Source organism: Micromonospora sp. URMC 103 (genome assembly GCF_051386435.1).
Taxonomy (GTDB): Bacteria; Actinomycetota; Actinomycetes; order Mycobacteriales; family Micromonosporaceae; genus Micromonospora.
The window spans coordinates 299,242-320,895 of sequence record NZ_JBPQTR010000006.1; the positions used below are offsets into that span (position 1 = coordinate 299,242).

The 21,654-nt window shown below is 74.1% G+C and carries 22 protein-coding genes; 11 read left to right on the top strand and 11 right to left on the bottom strand.

Annotated elements, in window-relative coordinates:
* Positions 1-16: 16 nt before the first annotated feature.
* The 3 genes from ACSNOA_RS27610 (at position 17) to ACSNOA_RS27620 (ending at position 2,653) form a co-directional block, all read left to right on the top strand.
* Complete coding sequence (locus tag ACSNOA_RS27610; RefSeq protein WP_436662711.1) at positions 17-904, top strand: alpha/beta hydrolase family protein; 888 nt, start codon at positions 17-19, stop codon at positions 902-904.
* Between the two features lie 14 nt (positions 905-918).
* On the top strand, positions 919-1,464 hold the full coding sequence (locus ACSNOA_RS27615) for a nucleotidyltransferase domain-containing protein (protein ID WP_436662712.1): 546 nt from the start codon (positions 919-921) through the stop codon (positions 1,462-1,464).
* Positions 1,465-1,684: 220 nt separating this feature from the next.
* A complete protein-coding gene (locus tag ACSNOA_RS27620) occupies positions 1,685-2,653 on the top strand; it encodes an alpha/beta hydrolase family protein (RefSeq protein WP_436662713.1) in 969 nt (322 codons plus the stop codon).
* 30 nt (positions 2,654-2,683) lie between these two features.
* Here ACSNOA_RS27620 and ACSNOA_RS27625 read toward each other — a convergent pair whose 3' ends face one another.
* The 3 genes from ACSNOA_RS27625 to ACSNOA_RS27635 form a co-directional block, all read right to left on the bottom strand.
* Complete coding sequence (locus tag ACSNOA_RS27625) at positions 2,684-3,646, bottom strand: zinc-binding dehydrogenase (RefSeq protein ID WP_436662714.1); 963 nt, start codon at positions 3,644-3,646, stop codon at positions 2,684-2,686.
* Positions 3,647-3,719: 73 nt separating this feature from the next.
* The gene (locus tag ACSNOA_RS27630) at positions 3,720-4,898 is read right to left on the bottom strand and encodes an NAD(P)-dependent malic enzyme (RefSeq protein ID WP_436662715.1); all 1,179 of its coding nucleotides are present in this window, start codon (positions 4,896-4,898) and stop codon (positions 3,720-3,722) included.
* A gap of 143 nt (positions 4,899-5,041) precedes the next feature.
* Entirely contained in the window at positions 5,042-5,392 is a 351-nt protein-coding gene (locus ACSNOA_RS27635) for a S24/S26 family peptidase (protein WP_436662716.1), read from the bottom strand.
* A gap of 82 nt (positions 5,393-5,474) precedes the next feature.
* Between ACSNOA_RS27635 and sodN the strand changes: the two genes are divergently transcribed.
* From sodN to ACSNOA_RS27650, 3 genes are read left to right on the top strand one after another with little or no spacing between them, the layout of a single operon-like run.
* A complete protein-coding gene (sodN, locus tag ACSNOA_RS27640) occupies positions 5,475-5,879 on the top strand; it encodes a superoxide dismutase, Ni (protein WP_436662717.1) in 405 nt (134 codons plus the stop codon).
* Positions 5,876-6,397, top strand: coding sequence for an N-acetyltransferase family protein (locus ACSNOA_RS27645; protein WP_436662718.1), 522 nt, complete (start codon positions 5,876-5,878; stop codon positions 6,395-6,397). The genes sodN and ACSNOA_RS27645 overlap by 4 nt, the downstream gene beginning before the upstream one ends.
* Before the next feature lie 32 nt (positions 6,398-6,429).
* Complete coding sequence (locus ACSNOA_RS27650) at positions 6,430-6,837, top strand: ATP-binding protein (RefSeq protein WP_436662719.1); 408 nt, start codon at positions 6,430-6,432, stop codon at positions 6,835-6,837.
* On the opposite strand, the gene ACSNOA_RS27655 is transcribed toward ACSNOA_RS27650, so the two are convergent.
* A complete protein-coding gene (locus ACSNOA_RS27655; protein WP_436662720.1) occupies positions 6,831-7,256 on the bottom strand; it encodes a hypothetical protein in 426 nt (141 codons plus the stop codon). The two genes, ACSNOA_RS27650 and ACSNOA_RS27655, sit on opposite strands and share 7 nt — an antisense overlap.
* A gap of 43 nt (positions 7,257-7,299) precedes the next feature.
* On the opposite strand from ACSNOA_RS27655, the gene ACSNOA_RS27660 reads away from it, so the two are divergent.
* Both ACSNOA_RS27660 and ACSNOA_RS27665 read left to right on the top strand, forming a co-directional pair.
* Entirely contained in the window at positions 7,300-8,250 is a 951-nt protein-coding gene (locus ACSNOA_RS27660; RefSeq protein ID WP_436662721.1) for a diacylglycerol/lipid kinase family protein, read from the top strand.
* Between the two features lie 441 nt (positions 8,251-8,691).
* Positions 8,692-8,949: a WhiB family transcriptional regulator gene (locus ACSNOA_RS27665; protein ID WP_076472094.1), complete on the top strand. Its 258-nt coding sequence runs from the start codon at positions 8,692-8,694 to the stop codon at positions 8,947-8,949.
* A gap of 164 nt (positions 8,950-9,113) precedes the next feature.
* Here the strand turns inward: ACSNOA_RS27665 and ACSNOA_RS27670 are convergent, their stop codons facing one another.
* From ACSNOA_RS27670 to ACSNOA_RS27685, 4 genes are read right to left on the bottom strand one after another with little or no spacing between them, the layout of a single operon-like run.
* Entirely contained in the window at positions 9,114-9,926 is an 813-nt protein-coding gene (locus tag ACSNOA_RS27670; RefSeq protein WP_436662722.1) for a sirohydrochlorin chelatase, read from the bottom strand.
* Positions 9,908-10,717 (bottom strand): phosphoadenylyl-sulfate reductase, encoded by an 810-nt coding sequence (locus ACSNOA_RS27675; protein ID WP_436663400.1) that lies wholly within the window; start codon positions 10,715-10,717, stop codon positions 9,908-9,910. The genes ACSNOA_RS27670 and ACSNOA_RS27675 overlap by 19 nt, the downstream gene beginning before the upstream one ends.
* Before the next feature lie 11 nt (positions 10,718-10,728).
* Positions 10,729-10,890 carry a hypothetical protein gene (locus ACSNOA_RS27680; RefSeq protein WP_436662723.1) on the bottom strand — a complete coding sequence of 54 codons (162 nt, stop codon included), beginning with the start codon at positions 10,888-10,890 and terminating at the stop codon, positions 10,729-10,731.
* The gene (locus ACSNOA_RS27685) at positions 10,887-12,599 is read right to left on the bottom strand and encodes a nitrite/sulfite reductase (RefSeq protein WP_436662724.1); all 1,713 of its coding nucleotides are present in this window, start codon (positions 12,597-12,599) and stop codon (positions 10,887-10,889) included. The genes ACSNOA_RS27680 and ACSNOA_RS27685 overlap by 4 nt, the downstream gene beginning before the upstream one ends.
* 385 nt (positions 12,600-12,984) lie before the next feature.
* Between ACSNOA_RS27685 and ACSNOA_RS27690 the strand changes: the two genes are divergently transcribed.
* Positions 12,985-14,394, top strand: coding sequence for a glycosyltransferase family 39 protein (locus ACSNOA_RS27690; protein WP_436663401.1), 1,410 nt, complete (start codon positions 12,985-12,987; stop codon positions 14,392-14,394).
* Positions 14,395-14,542: 148 nt separating this feature from the next.
* Here the strand turns inward: ACSNOA_RS27690 and ACSNOA_RS27695 are convergent, their stop codons facing one another.
* Positions 14,543-16,138, bottom strand: a complete 1,596-nt coding sequence (locus ACSNOA_RS27695; protein ID WP_436662725.1) for a sensor histidine kinase — start codon at positions 16,136-16,138, stop codon at positions 14,543-14,545.
* A 25-nt stretch (positions 16,139-16,163) separates the two neighbouring features.
* Complete coding sequence (locus ACSNOA_RS27700) at positions 16,164-17,195, bottom strand: SIS domain-containing protein (protein WP_436663402.1); 1,032 nt, start codon at positions 17,193-17,195, stop codon at positions 16,164-16,166.
* A 187-nt stretch (positions 17,196-17,382) separates the two neighbouring features.
* Here ACSNOA_RS27700 and ACSNOA_RS27705 point away from each other — a divergent pair, with 187 nt between their 5' ends.
* The gene (locus tag ACSNOA_RS27705) at positions 17,383-19,200 is read left to right on the top strand and encodes a tetratricopeptide repeat protein (protein ID WP_436662726.1); all 1,818 of its coding nucleotides are present in this window, start codon (positions 17,383-17,385) and stop codon (positions 19,198-19,200) included.
* 141 nt (positions 19,201-19,341) lie between these two features.
* Here ACSNOA_RS27705 and ACSNOA_RS27710 read toward each other — a convergent pair whose 3' ends face one another.
* Positions 19,342-20,925 (bottom strand): MDR family MFS transporter, encoded by a 1,584-nt coding sequence (locus tag ACSNOA_RS27710; protein WP_436662727.1) that lies wholly within the window; start codon positions 20,923-20,925, stop codon positions 19,342-19,344.
* A gap of 113 nt (positions 20,926-21,038) precedes the next feature.
* Between ACSNOA_RS27710 and ACSNOA_RS27715 the strand changes: the two genes are divergently transcribed.
* Positions 21,039-21,626, top strand: coding sequence for a TetR/AcrR family transcriptional regulator (locus ACSNOA_RS27715; protein WP_436662728.1), 588 nt, complete (start codon positions 21,039-21,041; stop codon positions 21,624-21,626).
* The last annotated feature ends 28 nt before the right edge of the window (positions 21,627-21,654 follow it).

The following is a 21,654-nucleotide window of genomic DNA, read 5'->3' on the forward strand; positions in this document are numbered from 1 at the left end:
CGCCTACCGTGGAACCGTGGGGGTGAGGCGGCTCGTGGCCGTGGCGGTGACGGCGCTGCTGGCGGGCTGCGCGCCGGCCGCCGCCGTGACCGGAGCGCCCGCTCCGGCGCGCCGGGCCCCCGAGGGGTCGTACGCCGTCGGCGTGCGTACGTTCACCCTCGACCCGGGTTCGGCGCGGCCGCTGCCGGTGACCGTCTGGTATCCCGCGCGGGACGGCGCGGTGGCTGCCGGGCGGTTCCCGGTGGTGGTCTACAGCCACGGGCTCGACAGCCTGCCCGAGCTGCACGCCGGGCTCACCACCCGCTGGGCGGCAGCCGGCTTCGTGGTGGCCGCGCCGGCCTTCCCGCACACCCGGCGCGGCGCCGCCCACTTCACCCGCGCCGACGTACGCCAGCAGCCGGCCGACGGCTGGCGGCTGGTCCGGCACCTGGTCCGGCTCGACGCGCGCCGGAGCGACCCGCTGGCCGGTCACCTCGACGTGGCCCGGTTCGCGGCGGCCGGGCACTCGGCGGGCGGGTTCACCACCGCCGGGATGTTCACCTCGGGGCACTCGCCCCGGTTGCGCGCCGGCGTGGTGATCGCCGGCGGCGGGCTCGCCGGCAGCTTCGCGGGACCGGCCGCCCCGCTGCTGTTCGTCCACGGCACGGCCGACCCGGTGGTGCCGCTGTCCGTGGGACGGGCCGCGTACGGGCGGGCGCCCGAGCCCAAGGCGTTCCTGAGCGTGCTGGGGCAGGGCCACGGCGAGTACCTGACCCCGGGCCGGCCGGGCTTCGCCCAGGTCCTCGCCACCACCACCGACTTCCTCCGCTGGGCGCTCTACGGGGACCGGGACGCGGGAGGGCGCCTGCCCGCGGACGCCGACGTCCCCACCCTGACCCGCTTCGAGTCCCGCCTCGCCCCCTGACCTAGGGTCACCGCGTGGACCGTCTCACGGAGCGGCAGATGGCGAGCATCGGCGAGGTCGTCGAGGTGACCGGGGCCGCCGGCATCGACGTGTGGCTGCGCGGCGGTTGGGCCATGGACTTCCACCTCGGTCGTGTGGTCCGGCCGCACGTGGACGTCGACTGGTACTGCTGGCGGGCGGACGCCGAGCGGCTGGCCGCGCTGCTGACCGCGCGTGGCTGGCGACCCGACCCCCGGATGCCCGCCGAGAAGCAGCTCGACCTGTTCCGGGGCGACGTCGAGGTGAGCTTCGCCTACCTCGCGCGGGACGCGGCCGACCGGGTCACGGTGGGTGCGGGCCCGTGGGCCGGCACACCCCTGCCCGCCGGCATGCTCGACGCCCCGCCCGGCCGGATCGGGCCGCACTCCGCCCCGGTCATCTCGGTGGCGGCCCAGATCGAGTTCAAAGAGATGTTCCCCGTCTGGATGCCCGAGCGGCCCCGCCGTCCCAAGGACGTCGACGACCTGGCCCGGCTGCGCGCGACCCTGCGCGCCGCCGAGGGCGCCGCCGGACCGGCCTAATCGCACGAGGGATCCGGGAAGGCGCGCGGCCGGGCGTGTCGCGGCCGGGCGGGACTGACCGCGGCGACCTTGATGACTCTGCGGCATGAATATGACGCAGAGGCATCACGCCGAATCCGACATGGTCCGTCCCGGCGGGCACGGCCGGGCACCGCGCCGTCCTCGATGACGGCCGCCGTTCCCGGCCTCGCGCCCAGCCGGCGCGGGCACAATCGGTTTCATGTCCCGTCGCCGTACCGCCGCCCTGCTCACCACCACGCTGCTCGCCACCGGGCCCGCGGCCTGCTCCGCAGCGGCGCCGACGGCCGAGCGGCCGACCGTCCCGGCGGCGCCGCCCACGAGCGCCACGCCGGCTCCGCGGGTGCCCGCCGGCACCGCGCCGGCGAGGAGCTTCGCGGTCGGCGTACGACAGCTCACGCTCAACCGCGACGGCGACCGCCCGCTGCCGGTGACCATCTGGTACCCGGCGAGCGGTCCCGCCCGGGACGAGCCGGAGCGCTCCGCGGCGGCGGCCGACGGGCGGTTCCCCGTGGTGATGTTCAGCCACGGTCTGGGCGGCCGGCCGGACGACTACGCCCCGCTGCTCACCCGCTGGGCCGCGGCGGGTTTCCTGGTGGCCGCCCCCACCTTCCCGCACACGTCCCGGGGCGCCGACGGCAACGTGCTCGACGTGCTCAACCAGCCGGCCGACGTGTCGTACGCCCTGACCCAGGTGCTGGCGCTCGACGGCCGCGACGGCGACCCGCTGCGGGGCCGGTTGGCCACCGACCGGGTGGCGGCCGCGGGGCACTCGGCCGGCGGCGTGACCACGATCGGCCTCTTCACCGCCGGCCGGGACGAGCGGCTCGTCGCGGGGGTGGTGTTCGCCGGCACGTCCCTCGGCGTGGGCACGGCGTTCGCCGGCGCGGCCGCGCCGCAGCTCTTCGTGCACGGCGCGCTGGACGAGGTGGTCGACTACGCGGCGGGCCGGGCCGCGTACGACGCGGTGCCGTGGCCGAAGGCGATGCTCAGCCTCACCGACGGCGACCACGGGCGGGCGCTGCTCTCCGACGGCGCCGCCCTGCGCGTGGTCTCCGACACGACTGTCGAGTTCCTCCGCTGGTCGCTCTACGGCGACGCCGCGGCCAAGAGCCGCCTCCCCACCGAGGCCGCTCGCGGCGGCCTGGCCACCCTCGACAACCACCTGTGACCGGCCGCCGCCGGGCGCGCCACGGGTCGCTCAGGCCGTGTGGTCGAGCACGACCTTCCCGAAGACCTCGCCGCCGTGCAGCCGGGCGAACGCCTCCTCGACCTTGCTGAACGGGACCACGCTGTCCACCACCGGGCGGACCTGCCGGTCGGCGCAGAACGCCAGCAGCTCGTACAGCTCGCCCGGGGTGCCCATCGAGGTGCCGAGGATCTCCAGCTGCATGGCGAAGATCCGCCGCAGGTTGATCTTCGGCTCGTGCCCGGCGGTGGCCCCGGAGACCACGATGCGGGCCATCGGCGCGGCCGACTTCAGCGAGTGGTCGAACGTGGCCGCGCCCACCGTCTCGATGACCACGCCCACCCGCTCCGGCAGCCGGGCGCCGGGCTCGACGGCGGTCGCGCCCAGCGCGGCGATCCGCTCGCGCTTCCCCGCGTCGCGGCTCGTGGCGTACACCCGCTTGCCCATGGCGACGGCGAGCGCCACGGCCGCCGTCGCCACGCCGCCACCCGCGCCCTGCACGAGTACCGCGTCGGCGTCGTCCACACGGCCCTTCGTCGTGAGCATCCGCCAGGCGGTCAGCCAGGCGGTGGGCAGGCACGCCGCGTCGGTCAGCGTCAGGCCCTCGGGCAGCGGCACGAGGTTCGCCCGCGGTACGGCCACCCGCTCGGCGAACGTGCCCGGGAAGTGCTCGGAGAGGATGGAGGACCCGCGCGGGTCGCCCGGCGTGGCGACGACCGGGTAGACCACCACCTCGTTGCCCTCCGGGTCGACGCCCGCGGCGTCGCAGCCCAGGATCATCGGCAGCTGGGCCTCGGTGAGACCGACCCCGCGCAGGGACCAGAGGTCGTGGTGGTTGAGCGAGCTCGCCCGCACCTCCACGGTCACCCAGTCGTCGGCCGGGGGCGTCGGCTCGGGCCGCTCCCCCACCGTGAGCGCGGCGAGCGGGTCGGCGTCATCGAAGCGGGAGGCGAAGGCGGCACGCATGGTCGGCACCGTAACAAGACGAGCGCCCGCGAAGAAGGGCCCCTTCCTGTGCGGAAGGCGACAGGAAGGGACCCCGGGCAGCTCAGGCGCGGGCCACCCCGTCGCGGCGGGCCGCCTCGGCCACCGCCTCCGCCACCGCGGGCGCGACCCGCGGGTCCAGCGGCGACGGCACGATCGCCTCGGCGGTGAGCGTCTCGGCCACCACGCCGGCGATGGCGTCCGCGGCGGCCACCTTCATCGTGTCGGTGATCCGGGTGGCGCGGGCGTCCAGCGCCCCTCGGAACACGCCCGGAAAGGCGAGCACGTTGTTGATCTGGTTGGGGTAGTCGCTGCGCCCGGTGGCCACGACCGCGACGTGCCGCGCCGCCACCTCGGGGTGCACCTCCGGCGTCGGGTTGGCCAGCGCGAAGACGATGCCGCCCGGCGCCATGCCGGCCACGGCCGCCTCGGGGATCTGCCCGCCGGAGACCCCGATCAGCACGTCTGCGTCGCGCAGCGCCTCGGTGATGTCGCCCGCCCGGCCGTCCGTGTTGGTGGTGGCGGCCAGCTCGGCCTTCGTGCCGGTCAGGTCGGTGCGGTGCCGGCCGATGATTCCCTTGGAGTCGCAGACCACCACCCGGTCGGGGTCGACGCCGCCGGCGATCAGCATCTTCGTCACGGCGACGCCGGCCGCTCCCGCGCCGCTGACCGCGACCCGCAGGTCGCCGAGCTTGCGGCTGAGCAGCGTGGCGGCGTTGCGCAGCGCGGCGAGCACCACGATGGCCGTGCCGTGCTGGTCGTCGTGGAAGACCGGGATGTCGAGCGCCTCGTCGAGCCGGCGCTCCACCTCGAAGCAGCGCGGCGCGCTGATGTCCTCCAGGTTGATCCCGCCGAACGAGGGCGCGAGCGCGCGCACCGTCGCCACGATCTCGTCCACGTCCTGCGTGTCCAGGCAGACCGGCACCGCGTCCACGCCGGCGAACTGCTTGAACAGCACCGCCTTGCCCTCCATCACCGGCATCGCGGCGCGGGGGCCGATGTTGCCGAGCCCGAGCACCGCCGAGCCGTCGGTGACCACCGCGACGGTGTGCGACACCCAGGTGTAGTCGGCGGCCAGGGCCGGCTCGGCGGCGATCGCCTCGCACACCCGGGCCACCCCGGGGGTGTACGCGAGGGAGAGGTCCTCCCGGCTGGTGAGCGGGACCGTCGAGGCGACGGCCATCTTGCCGCCCCGGTGCAGCCGGAAGACGGGATCAGCAGGGTCCACGTTGGACGAAGGCATCGGTGACTCCAGGAATCTGTCGAGCAGACGGGGCGGCCCGGCTCGGGCGCGAGGTGGGCGGCGAGCGGCGGCACGCGGTGCGGGGGGTCACCCGGGCACTTTCCGAGCATAGTGTCGGAGGTGCCCCTCGGATGTGAGCAGGGTCATAACGGACGCGGGCGCAGCCGGCCGGGTCGCGGCCAGTAGCGCACCAGGACGCGGCCGTGGACGTCCGCCACCCCGTACGCCCGGGAGTCGTCGGTGACCAGGTCGTTGTCCCCGCGCAGCCACCAGCCGCCGTCCTCCGGCCGGACCGCGCGCTTCACGACCAGCAGCCCGGGGCGGCTGCGGAAGACCGCCACCACCACGTCGCCGGGGCGGACCGGCCGCCCACCCCGGCGTACCAGCACCGCGTCGCCGTGCCGCAGCGTCGGGGCCATGGACGGGCCCGTCACCAGGACGGCGGTCAGCGGCCCGCGCAGCAGCTGCGGCCCCGCCGGGTGATGGGCCGGCATGGTTTCACCTCCACCCCGTCGGGGAGCCCGTCCAGGAGTAATGTCGTCTTGGATCATCGCAAACTTCCCATGGAGGATCCCGATGCGACTTCCACGCATCCTTACGCCCCGTGTCACGGCCAGCGCCCACTGCGACCTGCCGTGCGGCGTCTACGACCCCGCCCAGGCCCGCATCGAGGCCGAGTCGGTCAAACTGATCTGCGAGAAGTACCAGGCGAACACCGACCCGGAGTTCCGCACCCGCGCGATCATCATCAAGGAGCAGCGCGCCGAGCTGGTCAAGCACCACCTCTGGGTGCTCTGGACCGACTACTTCAAGGCCACCCACTTCGAGAAGTACCCGCAGCTGCACCAGATGTTCAACGAGGCCACCAAGCTCGCCGGCTCCGGCGGCGTCAAGGGCAGCCTCGACCCGGCCACCGCCGACCAGCTGCTGCAGAAGATCGACGACATCGCCAAGATCTTCTGGGAGACCAAGAAGGCGTGACCTCCGCGGTCCCCACACCGACGATCCGGCCGGCACGTCCCGAGGACGTGCCGGCCGTCGTCGCGATGGTCCACGAACTGGCCGCGTACGAGCGCGCGCCGGACGAGTGCCACCTCACCGAGGCCCAGCTCACCACGGCCCTGTTCGGTCCCGCCCCGGCCCTGTACGGCCACGTGGCGGTCGACGCCCGCGACGAGCCGGTCGGCTTCGCGCTGTGGTTCCTCAACTACTCGACCTGGGCCGGCGTGCACGGCATCCACCTGGAGGACCTCTACGTCCGCCCGGGCGCGCGGGGCACCGGGGCCGGCCGGCTGCTGCTGGCCACCCTCGCCGCGATCTGCGTCGAGCGCGGTTACCGGCGGCTCGAGTGGTCGATGATCGACTGGAACCCGGCCGCCGGCTTCTACGCGGCGATCGGCGCCGAGCAGTTACGCGAGTGGCTCCCGTACCGGCTGAGCGGCGACGCGCTGCACCGGCTGGCCCGACGGGCGCCCGCCCCCACCCGCCCGACCGCCTGAGCGGGTAGAGTCCCCGACCGGGGGGATGAGTGGTGACTCAACTGACCGGCCAGTCGGCCACCGACGACGACGTGGTGCACCTCACCGTGCCCGCCGACGGCGGCTATCTGGGCGTGCTCCGCACGGCGACCGCCGGCCTCGCGGCCCGGCTGCAGTTCGCCCTCGACGAGATCGAGGATCTGCGGATCGCCGTCGACGAGGCCTGCGCCATGCTGCTCGCCATCGCCACCCGCGACGCCGAGCTGGAGTGCCGGTTCTCCGTGACCGAGGACGCGCTGACCGTCGAGGTGACCGTGCCGACCGTCCGCGGCGCGACGCTGCCCGCGGAGTCCTCGTTCGCGTGGAAGGTGCTCACCGCGCTCACCACCTCGGCGTCGGCCACCGCCACCGACGGGCGGGCCACCATCTCGCTGCTCACCCGCCGCTCCTCCGGCTACTGACCCGCCGCGCCGGCGTCCGACCGGCCGTCCGGAAAGCCGAGCGCCCGGTTCGTGGCCGGGCTCACCAGCAGCGCGCTGACACCGACACCGAGCGCCATCAGCGGTACGCCGAGCCAGCCGAGCCCGCCCTGGATCATGTACCAGCCGATCGGCAGCAGCATGAGCTGCAACACGATCGAAGGTGCGCGTGCGCCGGCACGGCAGCGGGCCAGGGCGCCGCCGAGCGCCCAGAGCGCGGCGGCCCCCGCGACGGCGAACGCCGTGACCAGCAACGCCGACGTGAGGCCGACGGTGGTCTCGGCGGTCAGGTCGGCCCAGATCAGCCAGATCGCGACCAACCCCAGGGCGACGGCTTCGCCGCGCAGGAGCCGGACCGCCCAGCGGAGTGTGACGGGAATCGGGTCGGAGTGGATGGTCACGCGCGCCACGATACCCGGGCTACCGGGGAGTACAGTGCCGCCCATGCGGGCCGTCCTGGTGGTCAATCCCAAGGCCACCACCACCAGCGAACGCAGCCGGGACGTGCTGGTCCGTGCGCTGCGCAGCGAAGTCGACCTGTCCGTGCGCTACACGCGCCGGCGCGGTCACGCGACCGCGCTGGCCCGGGAGGCCGCGGAGGAGGGCGTCGACGTCGTCGTCACCCTGGGTGGCGACGGCACGGTGAACGAGGTGGTCAACGGCCTCATGGCGGCCGAGCCGCCGACGGTGCCCGGCGCCGTCGCGCCGGCCGAACGGTTGCCCGCTCTGGCCACCGTCCCGGGCGGCTCGACCAACGTGTTCGCGCGGGCGCTGGGCCTGCCCCGGGAGTGGCCGGACGGCACCAGCATGATCTTGGAGGGACTGCGGCTGGGTCGTTACCGGACGATCGGCCTGGGCCGGGCCGACGACCGGTACTTCACCTTCTGCGCGGGTTTCGGCCTCGACGCCGCGGTGATCCACCGGGTCGAGCAGGCCCGGCGGCGGGGCCGCGTGTCGAGTCCCGGGCTCTACCTGCGCGCCATCCTGAGCCAGTACTTCTTCGCGTCCGACCGGCGGCACCCGGCCATCCGGCTGGAACGGCCCGGCGAGCCCGCCGAGGGCGAGCTGGCGACGGCGATCATCCAGAACACGGCACCGTGGACCTACCTGGGTGACCGGGAGGTCAACCCGAACCCGGAGGCGTCCTTCGATCTCGGCCTCGACGTGCTCGCCTTCCGGCAGCTCCGGGTGCCCAGCACGACACGGACCGTGACGCAGTTCCTGTCCCCCAAGCCGGATCCCCACGGGCGGCGGGTGCTGCGGCTGCACGATGTCGCCGAGTTCACGCTGCTCTCCAGCCGCCCCCAGGCGTTCCAGCTCGACGGCGACTATCTGGGCGAGCGGGAGAAAGTCAGATTCACATCCGTTCCCGCCGCACTGAGAGTAATCTGCTAGGTCTCGGGTACTGCCCTAGGTCGACCGGCAAGCACCGTCGGGGACGGCGGACGCGACACGAGGGGCAGGTGCCTGAAATGTCAGCAATGTCACGCGGACTGTACTATATTGATCCTCGACTGTGGTACGCCGGGTAACCAGAGACCTCGGGAATCCGGACAAATGGGTTGTGGGCTTGCTCACCGCGCGGAGTTTTTCTGAGCGTCACCCTTGACATTGTGTGAGTTCGTGAAAGTATTCACAAGCGAACTTGAGTTACCGGGACATCGCCTGGATATGCTCGGCACCTTGAGCTGTTCCAGCAGGTCCCCGGGGCCAACAGCCTGCTCACGCACCGCCGAATAGTCGGACGCGAACCGTCACGACCGGTGCTGCGGACGCATATAGGAAAAGCACCAAAGCACAATTTGCCACCCACCCAGAATGAGGAGTGTTGCCGCCATGGACTGGCGTCACCATGCTGTCTGCCGCGACGAGGACCCGGAGCTGTTCTTCCCGATCGGGACGTCCGGTCCGGCTCTCCTGCAGGTCGAGCAGGCCAAGGCCGTCTGCCGGCGCTGCTCCGTGACCGATCAGTGCCTGCAGTGGGCGCTCGAGTCGGGCCAGGACGCCGGCGTCTGGGGCGGGATGAGCGAGGAGGAGCGGCGCGCTCTCAAGCGTCGTGGCGGCCTCCGGGTGCTCCGCGCTCACTCCGCCTGACCAACGACACAGCTGCACGCCCCGCGAGGTCGACTCGCGGGGCGTTCTGCTGTCCGGGCCGATCCCCGGGACGGGACGGCGACACCGGCGCGGACGCTGCCGGAGCGTGACGGCGGGCACCCTCCCGCCGGGCCGCGATGTGTCGGAGCGTGACGGCGGGGCCGTCACGCAGCGTGAGCTCTCGGAGGTGCGGCGTGTGCGGGCAGCGCCGCGTCCACCCGATTCCACACGAGGTCCACCATCTCGGGAGCATCGGTGAGCGGCGCCGAGACGGCCACCGCTCCCGCGGCCCGCGCGGCCACCGTCACCGCGTCGTGGAAGAGGCCCGGCGCCAGGAAGTACGCCGACACGGCCACCCGCCGGGCGCCGCCCGCGCGTAACCGGTCCACCGCCGCCCCCACCCCGGGGGGCGCCGCCGAGGCGTACGACACGCGGACCGGCACACCGAGGCCGGTGGCGAGCGCGGCGGCCACGCGGCCCACCGAGGCGCGCGCCCGCGGGTCACGGGTGCCCGCCGCCGCCAACACGAGCGCGTCGAACCGTCCCGGCTCCGCCTCGACGAGCCGGCGGTGGAGGCCCGTCAGCAGTCCCGCGTCGACCGGCGTGCGGGCCGGCCCGAGCACGTCGGTCACCCGTACCGACAGGGCGGGCGCCGCGGCACGCGCCTCGGCGACCGCGTCCGGGATGTCGACCCGGCGGTGGTACGCGGCCGTGAGCAGGAGCGGGACCAGCACCGCGCGGGGGTGCCCGGCCGCGCCGAGTGCCCGCAGCGCCTCGGCCGGCGCGGGCGTCGTGTGGTCGAGCCAGCTCGCCGAGACGGGGATGCCGGGCCGGGCGGCCGACACCGCCCGGACGAGGGCGCGGGTCCCCGCGGCGGCCCGGGGATCGCGACTGCCATGCGCCACCAGGACCACGGGGTCGGTGGAGGATCCCGCGGACGGCCCGTCGCCGGCCCGGCTCAGGCGTGCAGGCCGCACTCGGTCTTCTCGAACATCGCCCACCGGCCGGCCCGCGGGTCCTCCCCGGCCTTGGTCCGGCGGGTGCAGGGCCAGCAGCCGATCGAGCCGTAGCCCTGCGTGAACAGGTCGTTGACGGGCACGTTCCAGCGGGCGATGTAGCCGTCCACGTCGGACTGGGTCCAGGCTGCGATCGGGTTCACCTTCACCTTGCCGCGACGCGCGTCGAACGCCACCACGGGCGTGTTCGCCCGGGTCGGTGACTCGTCCCGGCGCAGACCGGCCGCCCAGGCGTCGTACCCGGCGAGGGCCCGCTCCAGCGGCTCGACCTTGCGCAGGGCGCAGCAGTCGTCCGGGGCCCGGTGGAACAGCCGCGGGCCGTACTGGCCGTCCTGCTGACCGACGGTGAGTCGCGGCCGGATCGACCGGACGTTCACCGGCAGCGTCCGGGCGACCTCGTCGCGCACCCGGAGCGTTTCCGGGAAGTGCAGGCCCGTGTCGAGGAAGACGACGTCCACTCCGGGCGCCGCCCGGGACACCAGGTGCGCGAGCACGGCGTCGGCCATCGAGCTGGTGACGCAGAACCGGTCGCCGAAGGTCTCGGCGGCCCAGCGGGCGATCTCCAGGGCGGGTGCGCCCTCCAGCTCCCGTCCCGCCTCCTCGGCCAGCGCGCGCAGCTCCTCTGGATCCCGCCGGGCCGGGTCGGCGGGCGCCGGCGCGCCGACGCCCACCAGGTGGAGGTTCGTCGCGGACAGCAGGCCCGTCGACGCCGGGCCGGTCGACGCCGGACTGCTCGACGCCGGGCCGGGCAGCCGGGCGGCGCTCACCGGGCCACCGCCCGGGTCAGCAGGCCGTTGAACTTCACGGTGAAGACCCGGGCGCAGGCGTGGCACTCCCACGCGCCGTGGCTCGCCTCGTGCGGGCGCAGGTCCTCCTCGCCGCAGTACGGGCAGTACAGAGGTGCCGCTCGGTTCTCGCTGCTCACCGCAGTTCCTCCTCGTCGACTCTGATCACCCACTGGGCGAACGCCTCGCCCTCGTGCCGGCCGGCCAGGTAGCGGCGGGCCAGCCGTTCCACGTACTCCGGAAGCTCGTCGGCCGTGGTCTTCAGGCCGCGCAGCTTGCGGCCGAAGCCCGACGTCTGCCCGGCGGCCATCCCGAGGCCCCCGCCGAGGTGCACCTGGAAGCCCTCCACCTGGCGGCCGTCAGGGCCGAGCACCAGCTGACCCTTGAGGCCGATGTCGGCGACCTGGGTGCGGGCGCAGGCGTTGGGGCAGCCGTTGAGGTGGATGGAGATGTCCGCGTCGAAGTCGCGCAGCCGCTGTTCGAGCCGGGTCACCAGCTCCTCGCCGCGGGCCTTCGTCTCGACGATGGCGAGCTTGCAGAACTCGATACCCGTGCACGCCATCGTGCCGCGCCGCCAGGCCGACGGGCGGGCCTCCAGCCCGATCCCGCGCAGCGCGTCGACGAGGGACTCCGTCCGGTCGCCCGCCACGTCCAGCACCAGCAGCTTCTGGTACGGGGTGAGCCGCACCCGGTCGCTGCCGTGCGCCTCGACCACGTCCGCCAGCTTCGCGAGCTGCCCGCCCGAGACCCGGCCGACCACCGGCGCGGCTCCCACGTACCAGCGGCCGTCGCTCTGCCGGTGCACACCGATGTGGTCGATCGGCTTGACGGGCAGGTCCGGAGCGGGACCGTCGAGCAGGGCGCGGCCCAGGTACTCCTTCTCGAGCACCTCGCGGAAGCGCGCCAGGCCCCAGTCGGCCACGAGGAACTTCAGGCGCGCCCGGTTCCGCAGCCGCCGGTAGCCGTAGTCGCGGAAGATGCCGACCACGCCGGCCCAGACGTCGGGCACCTCGGCCAGCGGCACCCACACGCCCAGCCGCCGGGCCAGCATCGGGTTGGTGGCGAGGCCGCCGCCGACCCAGAGGTCGAACCCGGGCCCGTGGTCGGGGTGCTCCACACCGAGGAACGCGATGTCGTTCGCCTCGTACGGGGTGTCGACGAGCCAGGAGATCGACGACTTGAACTTGCGCGGCAGGTTGGAGAACTCGGGGTTGCCGACGTAGCGACGGACGATATCGTCGATCGCCGGCGTCGGGTCGACCGCCTCCGCCTCGGCGACCCCGGCCACCGGGCTGCCCAGCACGATCCGTGGGCAGTCGCCGCACGCCTCGGTGGTCTGGAGGCCCACCGACTCCAGCCGCCGCCAAATCTCCGGCACGTCCTCGATCCGGATCCAGTGGAACTGGACGTTCTGCCGGTCGGTGATGTCGGCGGTGTCCCGGGCGAACTCCTGCGAGATCCCCGCGATCGTCCGCAGTTGCGCGAGCGAGAGCTGGCCGCCGTCGATCCGCACCCGCAGCATGAAGTACTCGTCCTCGAGCTCGTGCGGCTCGAGGACGGCGGTGCGGCCGCCGTCGATGCCCGGCTTACGCTGGGTGTAGAGGCCCCACCAGCGGAACCGGCCGCGCAGGTCGGCGGGATCGATGGCCGCGAACCCGCGGTGCGCGTAGATCGTCTCGATCCGCGCGCGCACGTTCAGTGGATCGTCGTCCTTCTTGATCCGTTCGTTGGCGTTGAGCGGCTCGCGGTGCCCGAGCGCCCACTGCCCCTCACCTCGAGGCCGGCGCGGCGCCCGCGTGGGAGGCGCCGACGGGTCCTCGGACCGGGTGGGAATGCTGCTGACCGCCATCGCGGCGTCCTCCGTTGTCTGGCTTGCGCCGTGAAGGGAGCGCGCGTACGCGGCGGCCGGCCCGGAATGGAGCGGGCCAGAAGACGACGGTGTCGGGAGAGCCGGCGCGGAGCGCGCCCGAGACAGATGGGTCGGGCGACGTCAGTGGGCCGGACAGATGGCGCTGCGCACGCGGCCGTAGTCGACGTGGCGGCGGGCCACGAAGCGGCGCACGACGGCGGCGGTCATGCGGTCATGCTGCCACAGTCGGTAGGGGCCGGCCAATGAGCAGGTGCCAGATCCCACATGACGGGCCGGGTTGTGCGAGGCTCGGACGGTGGGCGAATTGTCCGATAGGCCGCATCGGGCGACGCCGCCGGGACGCGACCCGACACCGCCCCCGGTTCTGCGTGGCCCGGCGGGCATCGCGGTCTGGCTGGCGCCGGCCCTGCTGACGCTGGCGGTGACCGTCACCGGGCTGGACGCCGCCCCGCTCTGGCGTGACGAGTTGGCCACCTGGAGCGCGGCCACCCGGTCCGTCGACGACCTGGTCCGGCTGGCCGGCACCATCGACGCGGCGACCGGGCCGTACTACCTGCTCATGCACGGCTGGGTGGCGCTCTTCGGGGATTCGGTCGTCGCGCTGCGGCTGCCCTCCGTGCTCGCCATGACGGGGGCGGCGGCGCTGACCGCGTTGCTCGGCACGCGGCTGGCCGGAGCCCGGGCGGGGCTGCTCGCGGGGCTGCTGTTCGCGGTCCTCCCCGGCACCGCCCGGTACGCCCAGGAAGCCCGGCCGTACGCGCTGGCCACCCTCCTCGCCGTGCTCGCCACGCTGCTGTTCGTGGACGCGGTGCGCCGCCCGGGCTGGGGCCGCTGGGCCGCGTACGCCGCCGCGCTCGCGGCGCTCGGGCTGACCCACCTGATCGCCCTCACCCTTCTCGCCGCCCACGCCGTCGCCGTGCTCACCGCCCGCGGAGACCGGCGGCGCTGGCGCTGGCTGCCGGCCGTGCTGCCGGCGCTGCTGCTCGTGGCCCCGCTCGCGTACGTGGCGCGGGGTCAGCGGGGACGCCAGTTGCAGTGGGTGGACCTGGTCCGGCCGGTCGACCTCGTGACGCTGCCGGGCGGCGTCGCGCAGAGCACCGCGGTGGGCGGGCTGCTCGTCGGCCTCGCCGTCCTCGGCGCCGCCCGGCTGGGCCGGCACGCTCTCCTTCCCGTGTGCGCCGTGCTGCTGCCGGTGCTGCTGCTCTTCGTGGCCGGGCTCGTCGTACCCCTGTGGGTGCCCCGCTACCTGGTGTTCGTCGTACCGTTCGGCTGCCTGCTGGCCGGTGCGGCCCTGGCAGCCGTGCCGTTGCCGGGCGGGCTCGCCGTGCTGGCGGCGGCCGGGCTGCTGGGTCTGCCGGACCAGACGGCGCTGCGGCGGACGCACGAGTGGCCCCGCACCGCGCCCGTCGACTACCAGGGCGTGGCCCGGGTCGTCGCGGCCGGGCAGCGGCCCGGTGACGTCGTCGTCTACTCACCCCGCCGCAGTTGGCTCTTCCTCGATCTGGGGCTGGAGTACCACCTGCGCGGCGACCGGCCGCGCGACGCGCTGCTCGTCGAGTCGGCGGCCCGGCGCGGCGACCTCTGGGCCGACGAGTGCGCGCGGCCGGCCGAGTGCCTGGCTGGGGCGCCCCGGGTGTGGCTCGTGGTGGCCGGCCGGCACGCTGACCCGGTGGCCGCCGTGTCCGGCGCGAAGGGCGACGCGCTAAGGAACGGGTTCACCGTGACGCAGGTCTGGCAGCGTCCCGGCCTCACGCTCGCCCTGCTCACCCGCTGACGCCCGTCGCCCTCCCCGGGCGTGCCGTTCGGGCGTGTCGCTCCGGTCGGGCACACAAGCTCTTCAGCCCGATGCCTCTGAGTCATATTTATGCCGCAGAGGCATCAGCCCCACCGGCAGTTCCCTCCCCGCGACGTGAGGGGGCGCATCAGGCCGAGGCGCGGCCGTCCGCGCCGCCGCGCCCGAGCGGTACGACGAGCACGGCCTCCGTGCCGCCCCCCGCGGCGTCGCGCAGCTCGATGCTGCCGCGCAGCTCGCCGGTGACCAGCGCACGGACGATCTGCAACCCGAGGTTGCCGCCACGGTCGGCGTCGAACCCGGCGGGCAGACCCCGCCCGTTGTCGGTCACCGTGACGTGCAGCTGCTTGCGGAACCGGTGAGCCGAGACCACCACCTCGGGCGCGGCGGCCGGTTCACCGCCACCGGTCGACGCCTCCCCCGCGGTGCCCGCCACGGCGGCGGGCCCCGCCGCCTCGTCGCCCGCGTCCGCGGGCGGGAAGCCGTGCTCGACGGCGTTGAGCAGCAGCTCGTTGAGGACCATCACGAGCGACGTGGCGATCTCGGCGGGAAGGACGCCGAAGCTCCCCTTGCGACGCATGGCGACGGGCACCTCGGTCGCCAGCTCGGTCGCCGCGCTCGCCACCCGGTCGACGATCGTGTCGAACTCGACCGCCTCGTCGCTCGACATGGAGAGCGTCTCGTGCACCAGGGCGATCGAGGCGACGCGGCGTACCGAGTCCTCGAGGGCGACCCGGGCCTCCGGCATGGCGACCCGGCGCGCCTGGAGGCGCAGCAGCGCGGCCACGGTCTGGAGGTTGTTCTTCACCCGGTGGTGGATCTCGCGGATGGTGGCGTCCTTCGTGATAAGGGCGCGGTCCCGGCGGCGTACCTCGGTGATGTCCCGGACCAGCACCAGCGCGCCGATCGGCACGCCGGCGGGCATCAGCGGCAGCGCCCGGGTGAGCACGGTGGCGCCGCGGGCGTCGATCTCCCGGCGGGGCGGCGCGTCCCCGCGCAGCGCGGCCAGGATGGCGTTCGCCGCGTCGGTCCCCTCCAGCGGGTCGTGCGCGAGCCGGCGGTGCAGCACCGCGAGGTCCTCGCCCACGAGGTGCGAGGCGTAGCCCAGCCGGCGGTACGCGGACTGGGCGTTCGGGCTCGCGTACGTGACCTTGCCGTTGGCGTCCAGCCGGACGAGGCCGTCGCCGACCCGCGGCGCCGACGTGGTCTCCCCCGGGTGCCGGGGCGGCGGGAACGTGCCGTCGGCGATCATCTGCGCGAGGTCGTCGGCCGTGGTCAGGTAGTTCAGCTCCAGCTGGCTGGGGGTACGGGCCGTGGAGAGGTTGGTGTCCCGGCCCACCACCGCCACCACCTCACTCGCCTCGCCGTCGCCGGCACGCAGCCGCACCGGGATCGCCTCGTGCCGGGCGGGGACGTCGCCGTACCAGACCGGATCGCCCTCCCGCCAGATCCGGCCCTGCCGGTACGCCACCTCCAGGTGCGCCACCTCCGGCCCGCCGACGATCCGGCCCACCTGGTCGTCCTGGTACGCGGTGGGCGCCGTGGTGGGGCGGACCTGCGCCACGCACAGGAAGGTGCCCTCGGCGTCCACGGGCACCCACAGCAGCAGGTCGGCGAAGGACATGTCGGAGAGCAGCTGCCAGTCTCCGGCGATCCGGTGCAGGTGGTCGATGTCCGCCGGGCGGAGCTGGGTGTGCTCCTCGGCGAGGTCGCGCAGCGTGGACACGCTGACCAGCCTGCCACGCAGCGCCTCACATCGTCGCGGTGACCTTCTTGAGCCCGCGCGGGGAGTCCGGGTCCTCGCCGCGGGCCAGGGCGAGCGCCAGCGCGAGCCGTTGCAGCGGCAGGATGTCCAGCAGCGGGGCGTACCGCTCGTCGACCTCGGGGACGGGGATCCTGGTGCACCCCTCGACGTCGGCGGAGCCGACCACCACGACGTCGGCACGACGCTCGCCGAGGCGCGGCAGCACCTCCCCCATCGACCGCCCACCGGGCCCCGACCCGACCACGGCGAGCACCGGCACGTCCGGGTCGGTCATGGCGAGGGGGCCGTGCAGCAGGTCGGCGCCGGAGAAGGCGAGCGCCGGCAGGTAGGAGGTCTCCATGAGCTTGAGCGCCGCCTCCCGGGCGGTGGGGTACGCGTACCCGCGGCCGGTGGTGACCAGCTGGCCCGCGAACCGGTAGCGCGGCGCGAACTGCGCCGGGGTGGTGTCGGCGAGCGTACGGGCAGCCAGCTCGGGCAGCGCCGCGAGCGCGTCCCGCTCCTCGGCCGGGAGCACCCCGTCGCCGGCCCGGATCCCCTCCACGAGCAGGAGCAGGGCGAGCAGCTCGGCGGTGTACGTCTTCGTGGCGGCCACGGCCCGCTCGTGCCCGGCCGCGACGTCCAGGCTCAGCTCGGCGGCGCCGGCAAGCGGCGAGTCGGGCGCGTTGGTGACCGCGAGGGTGAGCGCGCCGGAGGCCCGGGCCAGCCGCAGCACCTCGGTGAGGTCGGGCGAGCCGCCGCTCTGGCTGACGCCGATGACCAGCGCGTCGGAGAGGTCGGGGCGGGCACCGTAGACGGTGACGACGCTGGGCGAGGCGAGCCCGGCGGGCAGGCCGAGCCGGATCTCGGTGAGGTACGCCCCGTAGAGCGCGGCGTGGTCCGAGGTGCCCCGGGCGGTGAAGACCACGTGCCGCGGCCGGCGCTCGGCGATGACGGCGGCCACCCGGGCGATCGCCCCGGCGTGCTCCGCGGAGAGCAGTCGTTCGTAGCCGGCCGGCTGCTCGTCGATGTCGGCGGCCATGCCGGCCCCTGCACGCGTCACGGAAACTCCTCCCTGTGCGCGGTTCCCGCGCGTTTGCTGCTCAGTCTTGCACCTTTGGTCGGGCCTGAGCAATCGAACGAACAGCACTGCGCAGTTGATCACCATTCCGATCCAACATCACCTAGGCTGGCCCGCGGCCCGACCCCGCCACCTTCGAGAGGACGACGTGCCCGAGGACGACCCCGCGCTCTCCGCCGCGGAGGAACTCGCCCTGGCCCGGCTGGCGCTCGACGAGGGCGACCTGGAGCACGCGGCCGGGCACGTCGCCGCCGCGCTGGCACAGGCGCCGACCCTGCCCGAGGTGCACGAGACGCTGGCCCGGCTCGCGGCGGCGAGCGGCGGCGGGGTCGACCTCTTTCCGCTCGACCACCACACCTTCGTCGGCGCCGCGGTCGCCCGCGCCCACCTGCTGGCCGCCGCCGGACGTCCGGCCGAGGGCCTGGACCTGCTCGCCGCCGCGACGGGGTACGCGCCGCGGACCGACTGGGCCGGGGTGCCCTGGGTGACCGCACCCGAACTGGTCGAACGCATCGCACCCGAACACGTGGCGCGGATCCTCATGCAGGTGTGCGGTGCGGTTCCCGATCCCGTGCCGCGCGCCGGCCGGCCGGCGCTGGCCGCGTACCTCACGCTGGCCGGCAACGCGGTGACCGCCCATCCCGAGCACGGCCTGCTGCTGGGCGCGGCCTCCGCGCTGGCCCGGCGGGTCGGCGAGGTCACGCAGGCGATCGGCTGGGCGGCCCGGGGCGTACGCGCCGAGCCGTCGAAGCTCGGCGAGGTGTGGCTCGGGTACGCGTACCGCAGCGCGGGCCGGACCCGCGAGGCGCTCGCGGCACTCGGCCGGGCCGTGGCGCACGATCCCAACGACCTCGCCGTGTACGCCGACATCGCGGGCACCCTGGCCGACGTCGGGCGGCTCGACGAGGCGCTGGACTGGATCGAGCGGGCACTGGCCCGCGACCCGACCTTCGACTGCGCCGTGCACACGGCGCACCGGCTGCGCTACCTGCGCGACGGCGACGTGGCGCACCTGGTCGCGCTGGCCGACTTCGCCCGCGAGCACCCGGACGACACGCACGAGCACGGCGACCTGGCCGAGTGCTGCCGGAGCCGACCGTGGCTCGGCCAGGTCACGCCGGCCGCCGGGCCCCTCGCCGACGCGCTGCGCCGCTCGGGGGCCGGCGACCGTGGCGGCGCCGTACGCCTGCCGACCCCGCCTCCGCCCAGCGCGTTGCGGACGGCGACGGCCGCGGCGCCGGGTCTACGGATCGAGGTGGCGGGGGCCGGCGAACCGGACGGGCGGGAGCCGCGGCGGGCCGACAGCCGTCCGCTGTGGCGCTACGAGGGCGCCGACGTGGCACCGGCGGTCGCGGCGCCGTCGGCGGCGGCTGCCGAGCGGCTGCGCCGGCTCGCGCACCCCGCCTGGCCGCACCCGCCGGCCGCCTACGACGCGGCGGTCGGCCTGGCCACCCTGGAACTGGCCGATCTGCTCGGCCTGCTCGCGCATCCGCCCGAGCCGCCGGCCGGCGCGGTCGGCCAGGTGCTGGCCGAGCAGGATCCGGCGCTCTGGGTGCGGTGCGTCCAGGTGTGGGCGTGCCTCGGCCTGCTGCACCACCGCACCGACGAGCCGTGGGAGGGCTCGACGCGGCGTCGGGTGCTGCTGGATCTGGTGTGGGGCGTGGAGGACTGGACCACCGAGGCGGCGCTCTTCGCCCTGGTCACCGCCGCGTGGGTGGACCCGGCCGTACGCCCCGACGTGGCCCGGGTGGTCGCCGAGCGGCTCGCGGACGCGGCGGTGGTGGCGCGTACCCGCCCGGTGCCCATCGCGATCTCGCTGGCCCACCTGGCCCTGGCCACCCCGGCCCTGGACGCGCAGACCCGCGACCTGGCCACCGGCCTGGTGGCGGCGGGCACGACGGCCCCGCGCCCGCGCAACCCGCTGACCCGCCTCTGGCACCGCCTAACCCTCCGCCCCCACCCCTGATCCCCCTCCCGATCCCCTCCCCTGGTCTCCCCTCCCCGGTGATCAAGAGGTTTGCGTCACCGGAGGCCGGATTCCTGACGCAAACCTCTTGATCAACCGGGTCGAAGGGTCGGGGAAGGGGGCGGGGAGGGGAGTTCCGGGTCAGGCCACGGGGGCCTTGCCGAGGGCCGTTTCGGCCTCCTCCTCCGGGGTGGCCTGCGCCGGCGCCTCGTTGGCGGTGCGCAGCGGGATCTCCTTGATGAACCAGGCGAGCACCGGCACGGCGACGGTGAACAGCACCGCCCACCAGAAGACGTGCGAGATGGCGTCGGCGAGACCGCTCAGCACCAGCTCACGTGCCTGGGCGGGCAGCTCCTTGAGCTGCTCGAGGTCCATCCGGCCACCGCTGCCGCCGCCGCTGAACGCCCCTCCCGCGGCCGAGTCGGCCAGTCGGTTGGCGAAGATCGCGCCGAACAGCGAGATGCCGAACGAGCCGCCGATCGACCGGAAGAACGTGGCCGCGCCGCTCGCTGCGCCCAGGTCCTTCTGCTCCACGCTGTTCTGCGCGATGAGCATCGAGGTCTGCATGAGGAAGCCCATGCCGACGCCGAGCACGACCATGAACAGCGACGACTCGACCTTGCTGGTGCCCACGTCGAGCATGGTGAGCAGCCCCATGCCGGCGGCCATCACCACGCCGCCGACGATCGGGTACGCGCGGTAGCGGCCGGTCCGGGTGATGGCCCGGCCGATGATCAGCGAGACGACGAGCATCCCGAACATCAGCGGGAGCAGCAGCAGGCCGCTGTTGGTGGCCGAGGCGCCCTGCACGGTCTGCTGGTACAGCGGCAGGAAGTTCATGGCGCCGAACATCGCGAAGCCGAGCAGGAAGCCGATCACCGAGATCAGCGCGAAGTTCCGGTTCGCGAAGAGGCCCAGCGGGAGGATCGGCTCGGCCGCCCGCCGTTCGACGAAACCGAAGGCCACGAGCGTCACCACGGCGAGCACGGCCAGGCCGAGGATCTGGCCGGAGCCCCAGTCGTACTCGTTGCCGCCCCACGTGGTGATCAGCACGATCGCCGTGATGCCGACCGAGAGCAGCGCCGCGCCGAGCCAGTCGATCCGGTGCTCGGTGCGGTACTTCGGCAGGTGCATGGTGGCGATCAGCAGCACGAGCGCGACGCCGCCGAGCGGCAGGTTGACGTAGAACGCCCAGCGCCAGGAGAGGTGGTCGGTGATGAAGCCGCCGACCAGCGGGCCGGCCACCATGGCGATGGCCATGATGCCGGCCATCATGCCCTGGTAGCGGCCACGCTCGCGGGGCGGCACGAGGTCACCGATGATCGCCATGACGCCGACCATGAGGCCGCCCGCGCCGAGGCCCTGGACCGCCCGGAAGGCGATGAGCTGGACCATGCCGTCGCCCGAGCCGCCCAGGAAGCCGGAGCCGGACATGCCGCAGAGCGCCGAGCCGACCAGGAAGATGGCGACCGACGTGAGGAAGACCGACTTCCGCCCGTAGAGGTCGCCGAGCTTGCCCCAGATGGGCGTGGAGACCGTGGTGCCGAGCACGTACGCCGTGACGACCCAGGTGAAGTGATCGAGGCCGCCGAACTCGCCGACGATCCGCGGCAACGCGGTGCTCACGATCATGTTGTCGAGCATCGCGAGCATCATCGCGATCATCAGACCGAACAGCACCACCCGTACGTTGGGTCGCGCGGCGGCCTGGGTTGACTGACTCATCGGTAAGCTCCCCCCGAAGCGCAGCTCTACTTACTTGCCGACCGGCTAGTTTTCCTTACTAGCCGCACGGTAAGCTGGTGGCGGACCAGGGTCAAGTGAATTGGGTGGTACGGGTGAAGGAGAGCACAGGCGGCACGCGTGACCGGATCAAGGCCGTGGCGCTGGAACTCTTCACCGAGCAGGGGTACGAGAAGACCTCGCTGCGGGAGATCGCCGAGCGGCTCAATGTGACGAAGGCCGCACTCTACTACCACTTCAAGAGCAAGGACGAGATCGTCACCAGCTTCGTCGACGACCGGCTGGAGCGGATTGACGCGCTCGTCGCCTGGGCCGAGACACAGCCGGCCACCCGCGACACCCGGCGCGAGCTGATCGGGCGGTACGCCGACGTGATGTTCACCGACGACCACCCCTCGGTCATGCGCTTCTTCGAGCAGAACCAGACGGTGCTCAAGAGCCTGGCGGCCGGGCAGCAGATGCGCGGCCGGATGATGCAACTGGCCAGCGCCCTCTGCCGCGGCGACGACTCCCCGGGCGCCCAGCTCCGCGCCGCGCTCTCGCTCTTCGCCGTGCACAGCAGCTGGTTCGCCGTACGCACGCCGCACATCACCGACGCGGAACGGCGGAAGATCGCGCTGGAGGTGGCGGACGAACTGCTCGCGCCCATCGGCCAGCCGGACGCCGGGGGCGCGCCGGCGTAGGCGTCGGGCGGCCGGACACCGGGCGGCC

Excerpts from the sequence above, each read along its gene's own strand:
- ACSNOA_RS27620 (WP_436662713.1), top strand. The coding sequence starts at position 1,685 with ATGTCCCGTCGCCGTACCGCCGCCCTGCTCACCACCACGCTGCTCGCC.
- ACSNOA_RS27630 (WP_436662715.1), bottom strand. The coding sequence starts at position 4,898 with ATGCCTTCGTCCAACGTGGACCCTGCTGATCCCGTCTTCCGGCTGCAC.
- ACSNOA_RS27635 (WP_436662716.1), bottom strand. The coding sequence starts at position 5,392 with ATGCCGGCCCATCACCCGGCGGGGCCGCAGCTGCTGCGCGGGCCGCTG.
- sodN (WP_436662717.1), top strand. The coding sequence starts at position 5,475 with ATGCGACTTCCACGCATCCTTACGCCCCGTGTCACGGCCAGCGCCCAC.
- ACSNOA_RS27660 (WP_436662721.1), top strand. The coding sequence starts at position 7,300 with ATGCGGGCCGTCCTGGTGGTCAATCCCAAGGCCACCACCACCAGCGAA.
- ACSNOA_RS27665 (WP_076472094.1), top strand. The coding sequence starts at position 8,692 with ATGGACTGGCGTCACCATGCTGTCTGCCGCGACGAGGACCCGGAGCTG.
- ACSNOA_RS27685 (WP_436662724.1), bottom strand. The coding sequence starts at position 12,599 with ATGGCGGTCAGCAGCATTCCCACCCGGTCCGAGGACCCGTCGGCGCCT.
- ACSNOA_RS27700 (WP_436663402.1), bottom strand. The coding sequence starts at position 17,195 with ATGGCCGCCGACATCGACGAGCAGCCGGCCGGCTACGAACGACTGCTC.
- ACSNOA_RS27710 (WP_436662727.1), bottom strand. The coding sequence starts at position 20,925 with ATGAGTCAGTCAACCCAGGCCGCCGCGCGACCCAACGTACGGGTGGTG.